This is a genomic window from Arthrobacter sp. DualSoilB13, assembly GCF_055389195.1.
In genome coordinates this window covers 1,555,015-1,573,187 of the sequence record NZ_AP035865.1, presented here as the reverse complement: position 1 = coordinate 1,573,187, position 18,173 = coordinate 1,555,015, and the positions used below count along the sequence as shown (strand labels likewise).

At 62.4% G+C, this 18,173-nt stretch carries 18 protein-coding genes; 6 read left to right on the top strand and 12 right to left on the bottom strand.

Annotation, left to right across the window (positions count from 1 at the left end; genetic code table 11):
• Complete coding sequence (locus ACZ5J0_RS07335) at positions 1-1,335, top strand: M1 family metallopeptidase (RefSeq protein ID WP_223942252.1); 1,335 nt, start codon at positions 1-3, stop codon at positions 1,333-1,335.
• Positions 1,336-1,338: 3 nt separating this feature from the next.
• On the opposite strand, the gene ACZ5J0_RS07330 is transcribed toward ACZ5J0_RS07335, so the two are convergent.
• From ACZ5J0_RS07330 to ACZ5J0_RS07310, 5 genes are all read right to left on the bottom strand, one after another.
• Entirely contained in the window at positions 1,339-1,977 is a 639-nt protein-coding gene (locus tag ACZ5J0_RS07330; protein ID WP_464094499.1) for a 4'-phosphopantetheinyl transferase family protein, read from the bottom strand.
• Positions 1,978-2,110: 133 nt separating this feature from the next.
• On the bottom strand, positions 2,111-2,977 hold the full coding sequence (locus ACZ5J0_RS07325) for a trypsin-like serine peptidase (protein ID WP_142939603.1): 867 nt from the start codon (positions 2,975-2,977) through the stop codon (positions 2,111-2,113).
• Between the two features lie 183 nt (positions 2,978-3,160).
• Positions 3,161-5,704 carry a phenylalanine--tRNA ligase subunit beta gene (pheT, locus tag ACZ5J0_RS07320; RefSeq protein WP_464094498.1) on the bottom strand — a complete coding sequence of 848 codons (2,544 nt, stop codon included), beginning with the start codon at positions 5,702-5,704 and terminating at the stop codon, positions 3,161-3,163.
• A 2-nt stretch (positions 5,705-5,706) separates the two neighbouring features.
• Positions 5,707-6,768: a phenylalanine--tRNA ligase subunit alpha gene (gene pheS / locus ACZ5J0_RS07315; RefSeq protein WP_464094497.1), complete on the bottom strand. Its 1,062-nt coding sequence runs from the start codon at positions 6,766-6,768 to the stop codon at positions 5,707-5,709.
• A 203-nt stretch (positions 6,769-6,971) separates the two neighbouring features.
• Positions 6,972-7,919 carry an LppM family (lipo)protein gene (locus ACZ5J0_RS07310; RefSeq protein WP_166842799.1) on the bottom strand — a complete coding sequence of 316 codons (948 nt, stop codon included), beginning with the start codon at positions 7,917-7,919 and terminating at the stop codon, positions 6,972-6,974.
• A gap of 101 nt (positions 7,920-8,020) precedes the next feature.
• Here ACZ5J0_RS07310 and ACZ5J0_RS07305 point away from each other — a divergent pair, with 101 nt between their 5' ends.
• Together ACZ5J0_RS07305 and ACZ5J0_RS07300 are read left to right on the top strand one after the other, a co-directional pair.
• On the top strand, positions 8,021-8,473 hold the full coding sequence (locus ACZ5J0_RS07305) for a hypothetical protein (RefSeq protein WP_166842800.1): 453 nt from the start codon (positions 8,021-8,023) through the stop codon (positions 8,471-8,473).
• On the top strand, positions 8,470-9,099 hold the full coding sequence (locus ACZ5J0_RS07300) for an SIMPL domain-containing protein (protein WP_166842801.1): 630 nt from the start codon (positions 8,470-8,472) through the stop codon (positions 9,097-9,099). The genes ACZ5J0_RS07305 and ACZ5J0_RS07300 overlap by 4 nt, the downstream gene beginning before the upstream one ends.
• Here ACZ5J0_RS07300 and pcp read toward each other — a convergent pair.
• A complete protein-coding gene (gene pcp / locus ACZ5J0_RS07295) occupies positions 9,096-9,737 on the bottom strand; it encodes a pyroglutamyl-peptidase I (protein WP_464094496.1) in 642 nt (213 codons plus the stop codon). The genes ACZ5J0_RS07300 and pcp overlap by 4 nt on opposite strands.
• A gap of 91 nt (positions 9,738-9,828) precedes the next feature.
• Between pcp and ACZ5J0_RS07290 the strand changes: the two genes are divergently transcribed.
• Positions 9,829-10,920, top strand: coding sequence for an Rv2578c family radical SAM protein (locus tag ACZ5J0_RS07290; protein ID WP_142939610.1), 1,092 nt, complete (start codon positions 9,829-9,831; stop codon positions 10,918-10,920).
• Between the two features lie 10 nt (positions 10,921-10,930).
• Here the strand turns inward: ACZ5J0_RS07290 and ACZ5J0_RS07285 are convergent, their stop codons facing one another.
• Entirely contained in the window at positions 10,931-11,365 is a 435-nt protein-coding gene (locus tag ACZ5J0_RS07285; RefSeq protein WP_142939611.1) for a (deoxy)nucleoside triphosphate pyrophosphohydrolase, read from the bottom strand.
• Between the two features lie 134 nt (positions 11,366-11,499).
• Here ACZ5J0_RS07285 and ACZ5J0_RS07280 point away from each other — a divergent pair, with 134 nt between their 5' ends.
• Positions 11,500-12,744: an MFS transporter gene (locus ACZ5J0_RS07280; protein ID WP_464094495.1), complete on the top strand. Its 1,245-nt coding sequence runs from the start codon at positions 11,500-11,502 to the stop codon at positions 12,742-12,744.
• Between the two features lie 131 nt (positions 12,745-12,875).
• On the opposite strand, the gene ACZ5J0_RS07275 is transcribed toward ACZ5J0_RS07280, so the two are convergent.
• The 4 genes from ACZ5J0_RS07275 to infC all read right to left on the bottom strand — a co-directional run bounded on the left by ACZ5J0_RS07275 (position 12,876) and on the right by infC (position 15,951).
• Entirely contained in the window at positions 12,876-13,787 is a 912-nt protein-coding gene (locus tag ACZ5J0_RS07275; protein WP_142939613.1) for a TrmH family RNA methyltransferase, read from the bottom strand.
• A 26-nt stretch (positions 13,788-13,813) separates the two neighbouring features.
• Positions 13,814-14,482: a 50S ribosomal protein L20, sunset domain variant gene (gene rplT, locus ACZ5J0_RS07270; protein WP_011774325.1), complete on the bottom strand. Its 669-nt coding sequence runs from the start codon at positions 14,480-14,482 to the stop codon at positions 13,814-13,816.
• Positions 14,483-14,601: 119 nt separating this feature from the next.
• Positions 14,602-14,796, bottom strand: a complete 195-nt coding sequence (rpmI, locus tag ACZ5J0_RS07265; RefSeq protein WP_011774324.1) for a 50S ribosomal protein L35 — start codon at positions 14,794-14,796, stop codon at positions 14,602-14,604.
• Positions 14,797-14,913: 117 nt separating this feature from the next.
• Complete coding sequence (infC, locus tag ACZ5J0_RS07260) at positions 14,914-15,951, bottom strand: translation initiation factor IF-3 (RefSeq protein ID WP_464094494.1); 1,038 nt, start codon at positions 15,949-15,951, stop codon at positions 14,914-14,916.
• Positions 15,952-16,345: 394 nt separating this feature from the next.
• On the opposite strand from infC, the gene ACZ5J0_RS07255 reads away from it, so the two are divergent.
• The gene (locus ACZ5J0_RS07255) at positions 16,346-16,744 is read left to right on the top strand and encodes a DUF1844 domain-containing protein (RefSeq protein WP_464094493.1); all 399 of its coding nucleotides are present in this window, start codon (positions 16,346-16,348) and stop codon (positions 16,742-16,744) included.
• Positions 16,745-16,818: 74 nt separating this feature from the next.
• Here ACZ5J0_RS07255 and ACZ5J0_RS07250 read toward each other — a convergent pair whose 3' ends face one another.
• Positions 16,819-18,123, bottom strand: coding sequence for an MFS transporter (locus ACZ5J0_RS07250; RefSeq protein ID WP_464094492.1), 1,305 nt, complete (start codon positions 18,121-18,123; stop codon positions 16,819-16,821).
• Positions 18,124-18,173 lie beyond the last annotated feature (50 nt).

Genomic DNA, 18,173 nt, shown 5'->3' with positions numbered 1-18,173 from the left:
ATGGCCGCACCAATCACCACTCCCACGACCGAAGCCGACCCCTACGCCTTGAACCACGGCAGCAGCGCCTACCGCGTGGACAGGTACGAGTTGGACCTCGATGTCAGGCTGGGCAGCAACAAGCTGATCGGCAAGGCGGTCCTGCGTTGCACAGCCTTGGAAGCTACGCCGCAGATTGTTCTTGACCTGGTGGGCCTGCGGGCCAGCAAGGTTCAGCTGGACGGCAAGAAGCTGCAGAAGTTCAGCCACCGGGCCGAACACCTGGTGCTTAACCCCGCGTCACCGCTCAAGGCGGGCCAGCAGTTCTCCCTCGAGATCCGCTACGACGGCAATCCGCAGCCGCGCCGCGGCCTCTGGGGCGATGTGGGTTGGGAGGAACTCAACGACGGCGTCCTGGTGGCCGGACAGCCCAACGGCGCGGCGTCCTGGTTCCCCTGCAATGATCATCCGCGCTACAAATCAAGCTTCTTCATCTCCGTGACCACTGACGACAACTACCGTCCCGTGTGCAACGGCAGGCTGATCTCCCACTCGCGCAAGTCGAGCAGGGAAACCTGGGTCTACGAGCAGGCTGAGCCCATGGCGACGTACCTGGCCACAGTGCAGATCGGGCGCTACGCCAAGGTTCCGCTGCACGTGGACGACACCCATCACAGGGTGCCGCAGTTCGTCGCAGTCACGCCCGAGTTGGCCGTGGATGCTCTTCAAGGCCTGCGGCGCCAGCCGGACATGATGCGCACCTTTGAGGATTGCTTCGGGCCGTACCCATTCGCCGACTACACCTCAGTGGTGACCGAGGACGAACTGGAAATTCCTCTCGAAGCCCAAACCGTCTCCATCTTCGGCCGAAACCATATGCGTGATACCTGGGATGCCCAGCGTCTGATCGCCCACGAGCTTTCCCACCAGTGGTTTGGTAATTCCCTCACGGTCACCAGCTGGAAGGATATCTGGCTGCACGAGGGCTTTGCCTGCTACGCGGAGTGGTTGTGGTCAGAAGAATCCCGCACCATGACGGTGTCCGCGCGGGCAACGGCCGCGTGGAAGAGGCTTAGCGCCGGTCCCCAGGATCTGCTGGTAGGCGATCCCGGTCCCGAGCTGATGTTCGATGACCGCGTCTACAAGCGGGGTGCCCTGGCCGTTCACGCTGTGCGGATGGCAGCCGGGGACGAGGCGTTCTTTGGTTTCCTTCAGCACTGGACTGCCTTGAACAGGCACGGATCAGTATCAACAGAATCCTTTGTAGTAGCTGCAGATTCGTTCATACCGGGTTTCGATGCTGCCTCGATTCTTCGGCCGTGGCTCTACCAGTCCGCGCTGCCCGCGCTTCCGTAATCCTCAGCCGATAGCCAGGGCTGCGACGAGCCCGTCAGGAATTTCAGCGCCCGTAATGTCCCGCAGGCCAGGACGGTCCAGCACATCCAGCTCCGCGGGATTGTGCCTCAAACCTTCACCGGTCATTTTCAGCCAGGCTTCTTTGCGCGCCCACAGCCGGGCGCGTTGGCTGGATCGATCCCGGGGCGGGGTGGACGCTATAAAGTTTCTCTCGTTTACGGTCAATGCGACATCGTCAAAACCTTCGAACGCTGCTTGGCCGACCACTTCAAGGTCCACTCCCAGCCGGAGGCCATCCGCTGGATGTACGACGCCGGCCAGCAGCACCCAGCCCGACGCCCGGGACGCGCTCAGCGCCAAAGGTGCCGGACCGCCGTCGAGCATGAACCCAGGGCGACCGTGGTCCTGGCGGGGGCCGCACTGCGGGCAGTGATAGTTCGGCACCAGCCGGGCAGGGTCCAAGTCGAGGAGCGCGGCGGCGAAGCGCTGGAGAGCGAGCCGGCCGGCAACGAATTCTTCCCGGTCCTTGGCGTTGGCGAAACGGAGTGCGCGTTTCTGGGCTGGTTCACCGAGACCCATAAAGCTGGCACCAGGGGTAGGCACAAGATGGAGCTCGCGCAGCTCAAGCACCGGGCTGTCCATCCCGACCTCCTCTCCGGTTTTCTCCCCAGCAAACTGTAGCCGCTTCTCCCGCGCCCCACCCTCGGACGTACGTGTTCCCCGCAGTCAGGATCACACTGCGGGGAACACTTGTTGGCGGGTTAACTCAGCTGGGCTATTTCACCGAGGTCAGGTAGTTCGCCAGCGTAGGCGTGATGCGGGTGCCTGAGTTGGAGCTACCACCGTTGGTGTGGATCGCCACGATGGTGTTGGAGCTGTTATAGACAGGGGCGCCACTTTGTCCGCCGTAGGTGTCCATCTTGTAAAAGACCTTCTCAGTGGTGGTGCTCTCAATGGGTCCGGTCATGGTCCACATGGTGCCAAAGGCCTTATCCCCCGGGTATCCCCGCACTGTGGTGCTGGTGCCGTTCAGGCTCGCGGTGGTACCGGTGTAGTTGAGCCAGCCGGTGGTGTTGCCGATAGTGCAGTCGAGCTTGATGACGCCCCAGTCGGCGTTGGTGTTCGCCGAGTCGATCCAGCGCTGGTCCGTGAAGATCTCCGTTGCACCGCATGTGCCGTAGGGGTCGGTTGAACCATTACGGCCTGGGGCAACTTTGACGCCCCAGGAGTAGTCGGCCTCGGAGCCGGTGCCGCCCTCATGGACACAGTGTCCAGCCGTCAGCACGGTGTCATCGGAGATCAGCGCGCCGGAGCAGATGTAGCCGCCGTTGAACTCAATCTGCACGATGGAGCGATTGGGGGCTGCCGTGGTGTTGGTGATTCTTACCCGGCCATCGGCGCCGATGACTGAGTCCGTGGAAGCGCCGCCATTCTTGGTGGGTGCGGCAATGGTGTACTTGTCGGCCAGAGGGGATGCGGCTGAGCCCGACGTCTTCGTCTTGTCCACCGTGTGCCCTACGGGCTGAACCTCGGCAGCGGTTACTTGGGGCGTCGACCCTGACGCCACTGCAGCTCCACCAAACGAGGACGTCAGGACCATTACTGCTGCCCCGACAAGCAAAGCAACGTTCTGCTTCTTCATGGGTACCTTTCAAAGGACGGCTCTTATGGAACCGTGCGAGGGATGTGATACACATGTTTCACATGTGCATGACAAAACTGTCATACACGCATGAATAGCCTGTCAAGATGCTGGGAGTTCAATCTCGATAAAAGAAAATCCCCGGAACCATATGGTTCCGGGGATGATCAATCGCGAGCAATATCAGCGCTGCACAGCTCCGAAGCGCTCGGCTGCAACAGCAACGGCTGCAGCGCGGGCTTCGGATGCCTCATCCGCAGTCAGAGTACGGTCATCGGCGCGGAAACGCAGGCCAAAGGCGAGCGACTTCTTGCCCTCCTCAATGCCGGGACCCGCGTAGACATCGAACAGCGCAACGTCTTCGAGGAGCTCGCCTGCGCCTTCACGCAGCGCTGCCAGAACCTGGTCTGCCGGCACATCCTGCGGGACAACCAAGGCGACGTCCTGCGTCGCAACAGGGAATCCGGAGATGTGCTTGGCCACGATCACGTCAGCAGCAGCTTCGAACAACGCTTCCACATTCACCTCAAGCGCCACGGAGCGGGCAGGCATGTCGTGCGCAGCCAGCAACTTCGGGTGGAGCTCGCCGGCGTAGCCCACTACGTCGCCGTTGCGCAGCGAGAGCTGAGCTGCACGGCCAGGGTGGAACGCCTGGTGGCTTCCCTGGCTGACAACCAATTCCACGCCCAGAACATCGGCGATCAGGCGTGCCACGTCAACAGCGTCTGCCCAATCCCACGCCCGAGGCGTGTGCGTCGCAGCGGCCGGTGAATCATGTCCGGTCAGGACAGCGGCGATGTGCAATGGCTGGTGCGGGACGCCGTCGTACAGTGCATCCAGAACCTCATCGGAAGGCTTGACGCCCAGCGGCGGGATGGAATCCGTGCCCAGGGTTTCGCCCGGGAGGAACACCAAACCTGCCTCGTACACAGCCAAATCGCGGAAACCACGTGAGTGGTTGCGGCGGGCTACCTCTATAAGGCCCGGCAAGATGGACGTCCGGAGGTATCCCTGTTCCTCGCTAATGGGGTTCGCCAGCTTGAGGGCCGGCCGGGCTTCACCTTCAGCTGGAACGCCAAAGGTGTCGTTGGCGGCCTTGGAGACAAACGGGTAGGACAACACCTCTGTGAGTCCTGCATCAGCCAAAGCCTGGACTACCCGGCGCTTTTGCTGCTGGCTGCGGCTCAAACCACGGCCCGGAGGCGCCACCGGAAGCGTTGAAGGGATGTTGTCGTAGCCCACCAGCCGGGCGATTTCCTCGGAGAGGTCTTCCTTGGTTTCGAGGTCATTGCGCCAGCTCGGAGCGGTCACAACGTAACCCGACGACGTCTTCTCCACAGTTGCACCCAGGTCCACCAAGGATGTGGTGATCTGCTCTTCGGTGAAATCGATGCCGATCCGGGCGGCGGCGAACTCGGCGGGCAGTTCAATGGTGACAGCCTCAGGAGGGGTTCCGACGTCGGTCCCGGCCTCGTCTGCCGTACCCCCGGCAAGTTCCACCAAGAGGTCAACGACGCGCTGCGCAGCGATGTTGGCAACGTGCCAATCAACACCGCGCTCGAAGCGCTTGGAAGCTTCGGACGGCAGCTTGTGCCGGCGACGGGACCGGGCGATGGAGACCTCATCGAAGTGCGCGGCTTCCACCAGGATGTTCGTGGTGGAATCGGACACCTCAGTGTGGGCACCGCCCATGACGCCTGCAATGCCGATGGCGCCGGAGTCGTCAGTGATCAGGAGGTCCTCGACGTCGAGCGTGCGCTCTTTGTCATCGAGGGTGGTGATCTTCTCACCGGCCACCGCACGACGAACCACGATGTCGCCCGAGAGCTTGTCCAGGTCGTAGCAGTGGTTGGGCTGGCCCAACTCAAGCATCACGTAGTTGGAAATATCCACCGGCAGCGAGATGGAGCGGACCCCGGCCAGGCGAAGGCGGGAGGACATCCACGGCGGTGTGGGACGGGAAGCATCCACGCCACGGACTGTGCGGGACACAAAGCGGTCGCATCCGGGCTTGCCGTAGATGGGCGCGTCGTCGTTGAGCTTGACGCCGTAGCCGCCCTGCAGGGAAGCCGGTGCGTTGACCTTGGACGCGGGGTCCGTGAACGACGTTCCGGTAGCGTGGGCGTACTCGCGGGCCACACCGCGGATGGAGAAGGCATACCCGCGGTCCGGGGTGACGTTGATTTCGGCTGCTTGGTCGTACAGACCCAGCAGTTCCATCGCGTCTGAGCCGATTTCCGGGTCCAGTCCGATGCGCGAGAGCACCAGGATGCCGTCGTGATCGTCGCCGATACCCAGCTCACGGACGGAAGCGATCATGCCCGCGGACAGGTGACCGTAGGTCTTCCGCGCCGAGATCTGGAAGTTTCCGGGCAGAACGGCGCCCGGCAGGGTGACAACAACCTTGTCGCCCTCAACAAAGTTGTGGGCACCGCAAATGATGCCCTGCACGCCGGAAGGATCAATGCCCTCGCCGGTAAGGGTCTGCTCCTGGCCCTCGGGAACCACGCGGACCTGGCACCAGTTGATGGTCTTGCCATTGGTCTGCGGCTCCTTGACCAGGCTCAGAACCTGGCCAACCACAACGGGACCCGTCAGCTCATCCGTGGGACGGTGGACTTCTTCTTCTTCGAAACCAACCTTGACCAGGTCAGCCATGACGTCTTCGGCCGTTGCATCGGCCGGAACCTGCGCGAATTCACGCAGCCAGGAAAGTGGGATACGCACTGTTAGATCTCCATCCCGAAGTGCTCGCTGAAACGTACGTCGCCTTCGATCATGTCGCGCATATCGCCGACCTCATTGCGGAACATGAGCGTGCGCTCTATGCCCATACCGAAGGCAAAACCTGAATAGATGTCCGGATCGATGCCGGCTGCCCGGAGGACGTTGGGGTTGACCATGCCGCAGCCGCCCCACTCGATCCACCGCGGACCGCCCTTGGCACCCGGGTGCCAGATGTCGAGCTCCGCGGACGGCTCGGTGAACGGGAAGTAGTTGGGCCGCAGGCGGATGGAGGCGTCGTCGCCGAACATTTGGCGGGCGAAGTGCTCCAGCGTTCCACGGAGGTCCGCCATGCTGAGGTTCTTGTCGATCGCCAGCCCTTCGAACTGGTGGAAGACAGGCGTGTGCGTGGCATCGAGTTCATCGGTGCGGAACACCTTGCCCGGGCACAGAACATAGATGGGCACTTCGCGTTCCAGCATGGAACGAACCTGCACCGGGGACGTGTGCGTGCGCATCAGCAAGTGGGCTTCGGGTGGCTCCACGAAGAACGTGTCCTGCATTTCGCGCGCCGGGTGGTCCGGCTTGAAGTTCAGGGCATCAAAGTTGAACCACTCGGACTCCACCTCGGGGCCTTCGGCGATTTCCCAACCCATGCCAACAAAGATGTCCGAGACGCGATCCTGCAGCGTGGACAGTGGGTGCCGTGCACCGGCACGCCGACGACGCGGACCCGCCGTGACATCCACAGTTTCCTCCACCAGAATGAGGGCGTCGTTCTCGGCTTCGAGAACCTGGGTCCGGGCTGCGAGCGCCTGGTTGACCCGGCCACGGGATGAACCCATGAGCTTGCCGGCGGCAGCCTTGTGTTCCTTGGCGAGGCCACCGATTTCACGGTTGGCCAAGCTCAGCGGCGACTTCTCACCGGTGTGGGCGAGGCGGACAGCCTTGAGTTCTTCAAGGGAGGAAGCAGCCGCAATAGCAGCAATGGCGTCCTCGACGGCGGCGGTGATGGCGGCTTCATCCAGCGGATTCGGGATGGCAGCGCCTGGCAAAGTGTCAGTCATCTACTGTTCTTAGCTACGAGTAGGGAACGGCCTGGCAAGGCAGGCCTGCAAAACGAAAGGGTAGTGCTCGCCGCGGACGGCAGGCACTACCCTTCAGTCTAGTTGAACCTCACAGTCGGGATTTAACCGCCGCGAATTTGTACAGCCCATGACCCGGCGGGAACCGCTGAGGGGCAGTAGCTGTCCCAGAAATCCGGCAGCGCCTAGGCGCCGGAAGCGGGCGGTGCCGGCGGCGGCGGAGGTACCGGGCCGTCGTCGTGCGTTTGGCCCGGCGGTGGGGCGGGCTGCTGAGCCGGCGCACCCGGAGTGTAACCTTGCCCTGCCCAGTCCTGCTGGGGGCGCTGGGCCGGCGGTTGGGGCTGGGACTGGTAGCCCTCCTGGCCCGGCTGGACCGGATGGTCCTGCTGTGCCTGATAACCCGGCTGGGCTGCATAACCCGGCTGTCCGTACGGAGCTGCACCGGCGAGCGCCGGTTCCTGCCGGGAAGACCTCTTGCGCAACAGGACGAACAGAAGGACAAGCGCGGCGGCAATGACAAGGACTGCCACGAGGATCCAGATGATCCACATCGGAATTCCAGCGTTGGCCTCTGCCTTGGCTTGGACCACTGACTCATTGACGGAAAGCATGTCAAACGTGGCCGTGTTGCCATCAACTGTGGCACCTTTAGCCTCCACCACTTTGCCCGGGAAAGTGAATTTCACAGACGCTTCGTCGAACATGGACTTCGCCATGGCGGATGATGAGGAGTCGCCGCTTTCACCGCCGGTCACTCCGCCCATGGAGATGACGTAGAAGTCCCCGTCCCTTTTCAGTTCGAAGGGGCTCTCGGAGCTGGATGACTCCGCCAGCTTGGCTGGGTCCAGGTTGGCAGCGGTGATCCGCTTGCCTTTGTACTTCTCATCCTCGTAATCCACCACGGTGGCACCGTCGGGGACGTCCATGCCTTGGCCCCCTGTACCGTTCGACTCCATGAATTCGTCGAAGGACTTATCTCCCAGCACGGATTTTTGGATGGCGTAGACCACCTCGTAGTCCACGCTCTTTTCATTGTTGACCTTCACGGACATGTTGATCTTGACGCAACCTGTCAATGCCAGCATGAGTGCGATCAATACACCGACGACGCCCACGGCGCGCTTCGCGTTCATTTTCCCTCTTCCCCCAATGTAAGTGCGGCACCGGCGGGTGCCCGATTAGCGTATCTCCGCCACCCGTGCCGCGCCATACACCACCGGGTTAGCATGGCTTCATGACTCCCGCGCAGCGCGTACGGCAGATCGCAAACGTCCTCAACCTCTCCACGCCGTTGGGATTGGTGGTGGCAGCTGCGTCCCGGTGTGCCGTGTCCAGCGGCCCCCGCGGGCTTCTGATCGCTGCCGGATATCACTGGAAACTCCCACACGCCGGCGCTTTTACCCTGGGCAACGTCATCTTGTACCGGGCGCCGCAGGGCGTGGCCGGAAGCAACACAGTGCTCTTGGGCCATGAGGAACGGCACAGTACCCAGTACGCGTACTGTCTCGGCCTTCCCTTCCTGGCCCTTTACGGCATCGCCGCTGGTTGGTCCATGCTTCGAAGCGGGAATCCGGCGTCGAGGAATTTCTTTGAACGGCAGGCCGGCCTTGCAGCTGGCGGCTACGTTGACACTCACCCCCGCCGGCAGGGCAGCCCTGCGGGCCAGCGAATCGAGGCCGAAGCATGAACCGAACCATCACTGTCACGGGAACCGCGAGCGCGAAGGCTGTTCCGGATTTGGTGACCTTGACGCTCGGTGTGGAAACGCGCCGCGGCACGGCCGCTGAAGCCTATGACGACGCCGGCAAGACGGCCAACGCTGTTGCAGCCAGTTTGCGGGGTGCGGGTGTTTCCGCCGTGGATCTTCGAACGAGCGGATTGAACCTTCGCGCAGACCTTGTCTGGGTGGAGGGGCAAGGTCAGAAAGTGACAGCCTACGTGGCTTCCACCGATCTGCAGGTGGGCATCCGTTCCCAGGCGGACGCTCCAGCTGCGATCGCTGCCGCTGTTGCTGCCGGCGGAGACGAGATCCGGATTAACGGGATAGAACAAGGCTTTGCAGATTCTTCTTCCGTCACTGCCCAGGCGCAGGAGGCGGCGTGGCAGGATGCTGTGGCCCGAGCCGAACAGTACGCATCGCTGGCTTCGTCCCGGCTTGGGAAGGTGGTCTCCATCTCCCAGGAGCCGCTGCACGGCGGCCCCATACCCTTGGGTGGAATGGTGAGGGCATCCTTCACTGCGGAGTCCATGCCCGTGGAAGCTGGAGAGTCCTCGGTTTCGGCGAGCATCCGGGTTGAATGGGAGCTTGTTTAGCGGATAGCCCCGGCCGAATATTTCACATCGGCCTGCGTGTGCAGTGCAGTCCTGACAATATCGGCGATTCCTTCTGCCATCGTCTCCAACGGCATGGACGGCGTTGCGCTGCCTTCCGGAAGCTGCTCCGGCAGATAGGGGACGTGGACGAATCCGCCGCGGATACCGGGCTTGGCTGCCAACGAGTGCATCAGCGCATAGAAGATGTGGTTGCACACGTAAGTGCCGGCAGATTGTGAGACTTCTCCCTTGATTCCCGCGATCTGGAGGTTTCGGAGCGCAGCTTTTATGGGCAAGCTGGAGAAGTATGCCGCAGGCCCGCCCGGAACGACCTCTTCATCAATGGGGCGCTTCCCTTTGTTGTCCGGTATCCGGGCGTCATCGCAGTTGATGGCGACGCGTTCCAGGGAAATCCGTCCACGTCCTCCGGCAAGGCCAGTGCAGACCACAATGTCAGGGTTCAGACGGGCTATGGCATCGGTGAGAACCTTTGCCGACTCGCCAAAGACGCACGGCAGCTCCACCGCTTCAACGGTGATGCCTTCCGCGGCGAGCAACTCCCTCGCCCGCCGCGCTGCCAGCCACGAAGGATTCACAGTGTCCTCAGCAAAAGGTTCGAAGCCGGTCAGCAGAATCATGGGCCAACCTTAGCAATGCGCCAGCCCCTGTGATCCGGACATTGGTCTCAAGGCCTTGACATTCATTCGAACATACCTTCGAATAGAGTCCATGAGATGGGACGCACAAGCATTGTCACCTTCGCGTGGACCGGCGTCAGAAACCAGTGACACTCAGGCTCCGGGCCCTGCCCCGGCACTGGATGCCTTGTTGCCACTGGCCGGGCTTGTGCGTTCCATCTCAACACCCGAGTTCTCGGGCGTCACCTTCCATGAGGTCACCGCAAAGTCAGTGCTCAACAAGGTGCCAACCGGATCCAACATGCCGTTTGAGTGGACCGTTAATCCGTACCGCGGTTGCAGCCATGCCTGCGTGTACTGCTTTGCCCGCAAGAGCCACACGTACTTGGAATTCGACGCCGGCCGGGATTTCGATTCGCAAGTGGTGGTCAAAATCAACGCCGCCGAAGTTCTCCGCAAAGAACTGGCTAGACCCTCCTGGCAACGTCCGCAAGTGGCCCTGGGTACCAACACAGACCCCTACCAGCGCGCAGAAGGCCGCTACGCCCTCATGCCAGGAATCATCCGAGCCCTTGCCGATTCAGGAACACCATTCTCCATTCTGACCAAAGGCACACTGCTGGCGCGGGACATTCCGCTGCTCAAGCACGCAGCTACGCAAGTGCCTGTGGACCTGGGCATCTCTCTGGCCATGACCAACGAAGATCTGGCTGCACTGATCGAGCCCGGCACTCCTTCTCCCAGGGCGCGCTTGAAGCTCATCGCCCGCCTTCGAGACGCCGGCCTAGGATGCGGCGTTATGGCCATGCCGATTCTCCCGTGGCTCACGGACTCGGACGAAGCACTCGACTCCCTCTTCACTGAACTGACCAAGGCTGGAGCCACCGGAGTCACCGCGGGCGCTTTGTACCTCAAGCCCGGAACACGCGAGTGGTACATGCAATGGCTGGCCGCCCAGCATCCGCAACTTGTGGGTAAGTACCGGCGGCTCTATGGCCAGGGATCCTATGCCTCCAAGGAGTACCGCACCTGGCTCACAGGAAGGATCACCTTTTTCAAGGCGAAGTACGGCTTCACTGGGACGTCTGGATTCAGCCATCGGAATGCCCGCGGCGCTTCCGGTCCCACAGCGGCCCCCGCGCGAGTCAGTGCTCCCCTCCCGGGGCAACAGCCGCTCTTCTAAGCGTTTGTGCTCACGCTGGAGCGGCAACCCTATCCAGCAAAGCCCGGACTATGGGCAGGTCCGCCGGTATCCACGGAAGACCGAGTAGTTGGTCACTGTCAGCTAACGACACCCAGCGCAGTTCATCGTGATCTTCCAGGGGCCGAGGCTCCCCCGCTGTCAGTTCGGCAAACCACACCCGCATGGCAGCGCGCTCGTTGAGCGTCCACCCGACGATGTTGCCGGACTCCAGCTCCGGTCCCAGGTTCACTTGAACTCCCAGTTCTTCGGCGAGCTCCCGGTGCAGGGCATCCTCCGCTGTTTCTCCGGTTTCCACCTTGCCACCCGGAAATTCCCACATCCCTGCAAACTGGGGTGGTGCTGTGCGGCGTGCGGCCAGCAGGCGGGTCGGGGCCTCCAGGGAGTCGACGACGGCGGCGCCCACGACATTTATCAATCCAGTCACCGCAACAGTCTATGGTGGTCCGGACCATGGGCATCGTCACAAACCGGCCCCAAGTCACTGGCCCGGGACTAAACTTGTTATCGGATTTTTCTCCGCATTCCCCAGCCCACAAGGCACCCTCAAGAAGCAGGCTTATGACTACCACCGTGTCCCCGTCCGCCACCGCCAAAGCAGCAAGGAACCACCTTGGCCTGGCAATCCTGGCCCTGGCCATGGGCGGATTCGCCATCGGAACCACCGAGTTCGCCATGATGGGCCTGTTGAAGGAGATCGAGGAAGGGCTGGGCATCAGCACCCCCGAGGCCGGCAACCTCATCTCGGCTTACGCCCTGGGTGTGGTCATTGGCGCTCCCGTCTTCGCAGCGTTCGGGGCAAAGCTCCCCCGAAAGCACCTTGCCCTGGGGCTCATGCTGTTCCTGTCCGTGGCGAACCTGACGTCTTTCATCGCACCCGACTACGGCTTCATGCTGCTCTCGCGCTTTGCTTCGGGCCTTCCCCACGGAGCCTTCTTCGGAGTGGCAGCCGTCATCGCTGCCGGCCTCGTCGCCCCTACCAAGAGGGGATGGGCAATCTCCATGGTGATGGCAGGACTCACGGTCTCCAACGTCATCGGCGTCCCTGTGGCCACGTGGGTGGGTCAGACCTTCGGCTGGCGGCTGCTCTTTGTCATTGTCGGCGCAATCGGACTCTTGACCGTTGCCATGGTGTGGAAGTTCGTCCCCTTCGAAGCAGCCCACCCGGAGGCGAGCATCCGGCGCGAGCTCGGAGCACTCAAGCGGCTTCAGGTTTGGCTGGCATTGCTGATCGGCGTCATTGGATTTGGCGGCTTCTTTGCCGTGTACACATACATCGCACACACCATGACATCCGTGGCTGGAATACCCGAAAACCTGATCCCCGCCGTCGTGGCCCTCTACGGACTAGGCATGGTGGTGGGCAATATCTTTGGCGGACGCCTTGCCGACAAGTCCGTGATGGGCACCATTTACTGGGTCATGCCGGGAATCGCCGTAGCGCTGGTGGTTTACGCCATCGCTGCGCACTGGGCTTGGGCCGCTTTCATCATGGCGTTCGTAGTGGGCGGCATCGGCTCCATGCTGACCCCTGCCCTGCAGACCCGACTCCTGGACGCTTCACCGGGCGCCGCGTCGTTGGCATCCTCTCTGAATCACTCAGCCCTTAACATCGCCAACGCTCTCGGCGCGTTCCTTGGCGGAACCGTTATTGCCTGGGGTTGGGGCTACGTTGCTCCGGCGTTGGTGGGCGCTGTGCTGGCCATCCTCGGCCTCGGAGTAGCTTTGCTCAGCGGCCTGCTGGAGCGCAGAAAGCCCCTGGTCACGCCCCCGCCCACAGTCGCCGCGGAACCGTCGCGCCCCTGAACAGACGCCGCGAAACCGACGCGCCGCCCAACACCTAGCGACGAGACAAAGCGCAGGAACAAAAAGATGGGCTCCGCCGTAGCGGAGCCCATCTTTTGCGTTAAATCTACGTGGTCAAAGCCTAGAGCTGCTTACACATTCCCCGCCCTGGCGCTCTGCTGGGAACGCGCACTGGCATAAAGGCACACGGTGGCGGCCGTGCCCAAGTTCAAGCTTTCAGCTGCCCCGTAAACGGGTACGGCCACCCGGTGATCAGCCAGTGCCAGCTCGGCGTCCGACAACCCCTGTGCCTCGTTACCGAAAAGCCATGCCGTAGGAGACTCGAGGGCATAGTCCGAAGCTACGGAATCATTCCCGAGTCTCCGCGCCGCATTCTCGTCCTGCAGCTGGTCCAGGTTGACGGATCCATAGCCATCAGCGGCCAGAATGCCGATCCCGCGCTCCCGGCACTGCGCTACGAGCTGGTCAACATCGGCGCCGAGTACAACCGGCAGGTGGAAGAGGGAACCCGCAGTAGAGCGGACAGCTTTGGGGTTGTAGATGTCCACGCTCGAGCCGGTGAGGACAACAGCATCGGCGCCGGCAGCATCGGCCGCGCGCAGCACAGTTCCGGCGTTGCCGGGGTCGCGCACCTGGCACATCACCGCGATCAGGCGGGGACCGGCGTCGAGTACCGACTCAAGGCTGACATCCACGAAGCTGCACACGGCAACAATGCCCTGGGGGTTTACAGTGTCAGCCATGGCCGCAAGGACTTCGTCACTGGCAAGCCGGAGCAGGGTTCCCTGTGCGAGGTCGGCAAGCTCAGGAAGGCGCTCCAAGCACGCTTCACTGGCAAAAACTTCATGCACGACGGCGGGACCTCCGGCCGCGGTGCGCTCTCGGTGCAAGGTCAACGCCTCACGCACCGCTTGCGGTCCTTCTGCAAGGAAGCGACCGCGCTTTAAACGGGCCGGGCGCCCGGCAAGCTTGGCGACGTCCCTCACCCGATCAGCTCGGGGGTTGGTCATCGGAAAGTCTTGCGGGCGCCCGGTTTCGTTCATATAAAGAACTTTAGTGGCAGTTGCGACTAGTTCTTGATCTGCTGGCGGGCTTCGCCGCCTGCAGGCTCAAAGCCGGCAGCCTTTGCAGCCTCAACCGTGGAGAACCAGTATTCAGCAGCGGTGGTGTTGTACCAAGTGGAACCCGGAACGTGGTACTTCTTGGACTCAGCGTTGCCCTTGATGGCGTAGCCTTCCGGAGCCTCGTCGCCATCAGCAGCAACTGCGCCGTCGATGGCCGGCTTCTCGGAAACGACAGCCTTGACAGCGGTTGCAGTGGCAGCGGCCGGAGCAACCTTGGCAGCCTTGGGAGCAGCAGCAGCGGCTGGAGCGGACGTGTCAGCCGGAAGTGCTGCCTTGGCGATGTTCACCAGAGCGGCGAAAGCGTTGGCGTCGGATACAGCCAGCTCGGCCAGCATGCGGCGGTCAACCTCGACCTCAGCGGCCTTGAGGCCCTGGATCAGACGGTTGTAGGTGAGGCCGTTGGCGCGGGATGCAGCGTTGATGCGCTGGATCCAGAGGCGACGGAAATCGCCCTTCTTCTTGCGGCGGTCACCGTAGCTGTACACAAACGAGTGCAGCAGCTGCTCTTTGGCCTTACGGTACAGGCGCGAACGCTGACCGCGGTAACCCTTTGCGCGTTCGAGGACAACCCTGCGCTTCTTGTGGGCGTTTACCGCCCGCTTCACACGTGCCACGTGCGTACTCCTTCAGAAATCTTTATCCCAAGCTGCTACTGCCGGAAACCCGGCCGGCCTGAGAAGGCTTTTGGTGTAGTCGGTCCCTGCCGGATGGCAGTAACCAAAGAACTTGGAACTTAGACGCCGAGCATCTTCTTGATGACCTTGGCGTCGCCCTTGAAGACGAGCTTGTCGCCGGCGAGGCGACGGGTCAGCCTGGAGGACTTGTGCTCCAGGTAGTGACGGCGGTTGGCCTGCTGACGCTTCAGCTTGCCGGTACCGGTCAGCTTGAAGCGCTTCTTAGCACCGCTGTGGGTCTTCATCTTCGGCATGGGAACCGATCTCCTTACGTATCCACGGACAAGTCCGCGATTCTATCGTGCAGCCGGCCTACGAGGGTCGGCGTGCTGGTTGCTTGCCGATGGAGGCGGAGCCTCCACGGCGTTGAACTAGTTGGTCTTGCGTGATGCTGGCTTGGGCGCAGCCTTGGGAGCTGCGGGCCGAGCTGCCGGCTTGGGAGCTGCCGGCTTGGCGACGGGCTTCGGAGCCGAAGGAACTGCGGGCTTCGGGGCGGCTGCCGGAACCACTGGCTTCGGAGCTGCTTCAGCTGGTGCAGCCTTGGCGGCGGGGGCTGCCTTCGCAGGTGCCGGTGCTGCCTTGGCGGGAGCTGCTTTAGCCGGTGCCGGCGCTGCCTTTACTGCAGGCGCCTCCACGACGGGTGCTTCTTCAACAACCGGAGCAGGTGCTTCTTCAGCAACCGGGGCCTCTTCAGCAACCACTGCTTCCTCAGCAGCGGGAGCTTCTTCAGTAACCGATGCCTGGGCCTCGGGGGCTTCGGCCGCTTCCTGCGTGGTCTCCTCTTCGGTGACCTTGAAACCCTCGGGCAGAAGGTCAGCGAGGCTCTGAGTCATCGGAGCCTGCTCGCCCTTGGTGTCAACACGTCCGGACGCCTTGGCTTCATTCTGCGCCTTGGCTTCAGCACGCTGCGTAGCGCGGCGCGCTTCAGCCTTGGCTTCAGCCTTGTTCTTCAGGGGGCCGATCACCATGACCATGTTGCGTCCGTCAATGCGCGGGCTGGACTCGATGATGCCAACCTCAGCAACATCTTCAGCGAAGCGCTGCAGCAGGCGGATACCCATCTCGGGGCGCTGCTGCTCACGGCCGCGGAACTGGATCATGGCCTTGACTTTGTCGCCGGCACCGAGGAACCGAAGTGCGTGTCCGCGCTTGGTTTCGTAGTCGTGCTTGTCGATCTTCAGGCGGAAGCGGATTTCCTTCAGAACCGTGTTGGTCTGGTTCTTGCGGGCCTCGCGGGCCTTCACTGCGGCTTCGTACTTGTACTTACCGAAGTCCATCAACTTGCAAACAGGAGGCTTAGCCTGCGGGGCAACTTCAACGAGATCGAGATCGGACTCGGCAGCAAGACGCAGGGCGTCCTCGATGCGGACAATTCCTACCTGTTCGCCGGCAGGACCGACCAACCGCACCTCGGGGACGCGGATACGCTCATTGATTCTTGGCTCGCTAATGTTAAAGCTCCTGTGGTTGTGGTGATGTCACCGGCAAATAGAGAAGGCCCCCAATTGCTGGTGCAATCGAAGGCCTCGAAGATCGGTAGCACTTCCTCCAGGGAAGCACACGCATCCGGAGGCAGTGCCTCCAAAAGCGTCCGACCAGGTACCCGGCAACCTCTTGTCCCGAAAAGGGATCCTGTCCCCGAAGGGAGCGGCTGACGCGGGTGGGAGAGAACTCCGCTTGCAAACTGAAAACCAATTCTACAGAAACAACCCGCCAAGCGCACATTGCGTGAGGCGGGAGCATGTATTGCGCATGTTGCCTGTGAATAACGACTTCCAGTCGGTCTGTGACAAGCTTACCAGTATGAGCACTGAAGACAGCAATTCCCGTAACTCCTATAGCGAATACGCCGCCCCCGCCGTTGATGCCGGGGTGTCCCAGCAGATCCGTGACATCGCTGAAGTTCCGGCCGTGGAAGTTATTACTACCGGCGCCGTCCACCTCATGAGTGCGGCGGCCGTCAAGGTTGGCCTGGCAGATGACCCCAATGCCGAGGACCTCAAGGACTTGGACGAGGCCCGCAAGCTGATCACCGCCCTCGCCGGCCTGGTGTCGGCAGCCGCCCCGGAGATCGGTTCACAGCACGCAGGTCCGTTGCGCGATGGCCTGCGCTCACTGCAACTGGCCTTCCGGGAAGCGTCACTCATTCCCGACGCACCGGGCAAGGGCCCGGGCGAAAAGTTCACCGGACCGGTGAACTAGCACCAACTACGGCAAGAAACTACGACGGCGGGTCGACCAGGTGGTCGACCCGCCGCCGTCGTCAGGTGAGCTTTTCAGACCCGTGCTGCCCGGCGACGCATGGACGTCAGGACGAGTCCCGCCGCACACAGGACGACGCCGGCGATTCCCACGGCCGCGAACCCGCCGGAAGGTCCAACGGTGTCGATGAAGACTCCGGCCAGAGGTGCGCCGAGCGCGACTCCTGCGGTCAGCGCGGAGCCGTACCAGCCCATGGCTTCACCCCGGCGCTCTTCCTCAACGAGGTCAGCCACCTTCTCGGAAGAGGCAGACAAGACCGGGGCGCACAACAGGCCAGGCAGGAGCGAGAGGAACGCCAGAGTCCAGGTGCCCTGGGCAAATCCCATCGGAATAGTAAATGCGGCCATGCCCAACAGCAGGAGCATGGGCGAGATGGACCGCTTCATGGACCCGTAAATGAGGCCACCAACCACCGACGCGGCGCACCAGAAGAAGAACACAATACCGATTTCATTCTGGTGCCCGCCGCGTTCCAACAGACCCACGATGCTGACATCGGAACCGCTCAACACCATGCCCGATCCCGCAGCAACAGTGAAGAGTGCACCAACAGAGACGGTGAACCACGTAAAGTTCCTGGCCACACGATTTCTAAGGCCTGCAGTTCGGGATGTCGACGACGCCATTTCCGACGCCGCCTCCTGGACGTGGGCAGGCGCTGACGCCACCATCGCTGCCTCGGCAGCAACCAGGTCAGCTGCAGCCCGGTCCGCGGACTCCTGCGGAGTACAGACCGCTTCGCTGCGGGTGGGCGGGTTGAACCACATCAGGAACAGCCCGGCCACGGACACGGAGACGCCCACGGCCGTGAGCCCAATAGCCGAAAAACCGCTGGTGGCGACGATTGCCCCCACAGCTGGCCCGATCATGAAGACCAGCTCGGTGGCGATGGAGTCGAGGGCGAACGCCGAACGCCGCTGCTCGCCGTCGACCATGACGCCCAGAGACTGCCGGACGACACTGAAGATCGGCAGCGTGAAAAGGCCGCCGACGAACACCAGCGGCAGCAACCACTCGTAGGAAACATGCGGGACGATCGACCAGATGACAGTCTCCGACACGACTGAAGGGATCAGCGCCTTGCGGAGGCCCACCATGTCTACGCGGCGGCCGCGCCAAGGAGCGCCCAGCGCAATGCCAATGGTCATCACAGCAGCTGCTGCACCGGCGGCGGCATAACCCTGGCCAAGTGTGAGCACGATGTGCAGCGTGAGCAGCACGCCGGCAGCCGAGTGCGGAATGCGGGCAATCATGCCCACTATCAGCAAACGCCGGACAGGTCGGATGGACAGCATCTCTTTATAGAGAGCGAAGTTCACTGGCTAAATCCTCTTGTTCCCCAGGGCAGCCCCGGGGAACCGGTACTGCC

What these genes read in the sequence shown, in the direction of transcription:
- ACZ5J0_RS07300 (WP_166842801.1), top strand. Translation starts at nt 8,470, where the DNA reads ATGAACCGAACCATCACTGTCACGGGAACCGCGAGCGCGAAGGCTGTT.
- rpmI (WP_011774324.1), bottom strand. Translation starts at nt 14,796, where the DNA reads ATGCCGAAGATGAAGACCCACAGCGGTGCTAAGAAGCGCTTCAAGCTG.
- ACZ5J0_RS07305 (WP_166842800.1), top strand. Translation starts at nt 8,021, where the DNA reads ATGACTCCCGCGCAGCGCGTACGGCAGATCGCAAACGTCCTCAACCTC.
- ACZ5J0_RS07290 (WP_142939610.1), top strand. Translation starts at nt 9,829, where the DNA reads ATGAGATGGGACGCACAAGCATTGTCACCTTCGCGTGGACCGGCGTCA.
- ACZ5J0_RS07310 (WP_166842799.1), bottom strand. Translation starts at nt 7,919, where the DNA reads ATGAACGCGAAGCGCGCCGTGGGCGTCGTCGGTGTATTGATCGCACTC.
- ACZ5J0_RS07325 (WP_142939603.1), bottom strand. Translation starts at nt 2,977, where the DNA reads ATGAAGAAGCAGAACGTTGCTTTGCTTGTCGGGGCAGCAGTAATGGTC.
- ACZ5J0_RS07275 (WP_142939613.1), bottom strand. Translation starts at nt 13,787, where the DNA reads ATGAACGAAACCGGGCGCCCGCAAGACTTTCCGATGACCAACCCCCGA.
- pcp (WP_464094496.1), bottom strand. Translation starts at nt 9,737, where the DNA reads ATGATTCTGCTGACCGGCTTCGAACCTTTTGCTGAGGACACTGTGAAT.
- ACZ5J0_RS07280 (WP_464094495.1), top strand. Translation starts at nt 11,500, where the DNA reads ATGACTACCACCGTGTCCCCGTCCGCCACCGCCAAAGCAGCAAGGAAC.
- ACZ5J0_RS07335 (WP_223942252.1), top strand. Translation starts at nt 1, where the DNA reads ATGGCCGCACCAATCACCACTCCCACGACCGAAGCCGACCCCTACGCC.
- ACZ5J0_RS07330 (WP_464094499.1), bottom strand. Translation starts at nt 1,977, where the DNA reads ATGGACAGCCCGGTGCTTGAGCTGCGCGAGCTCCATCTTGTGCCTACC.
- pheS (WP_464094497.1), bottom strand. Translation starts at nt 6,768, where the DNA reads ATGACTGACACTTTGCCAGGCGCTGCCATCCCGAATCCGCTGGATGAA.
- ACZ5J0_RS07255 (WP_464094493.1), top strand. Translation starts at nt 16,346, where the DNA reads ATGAGCACTGAAGACAGCAATTCCCGTAACTCCTATAGCGAATACGCC.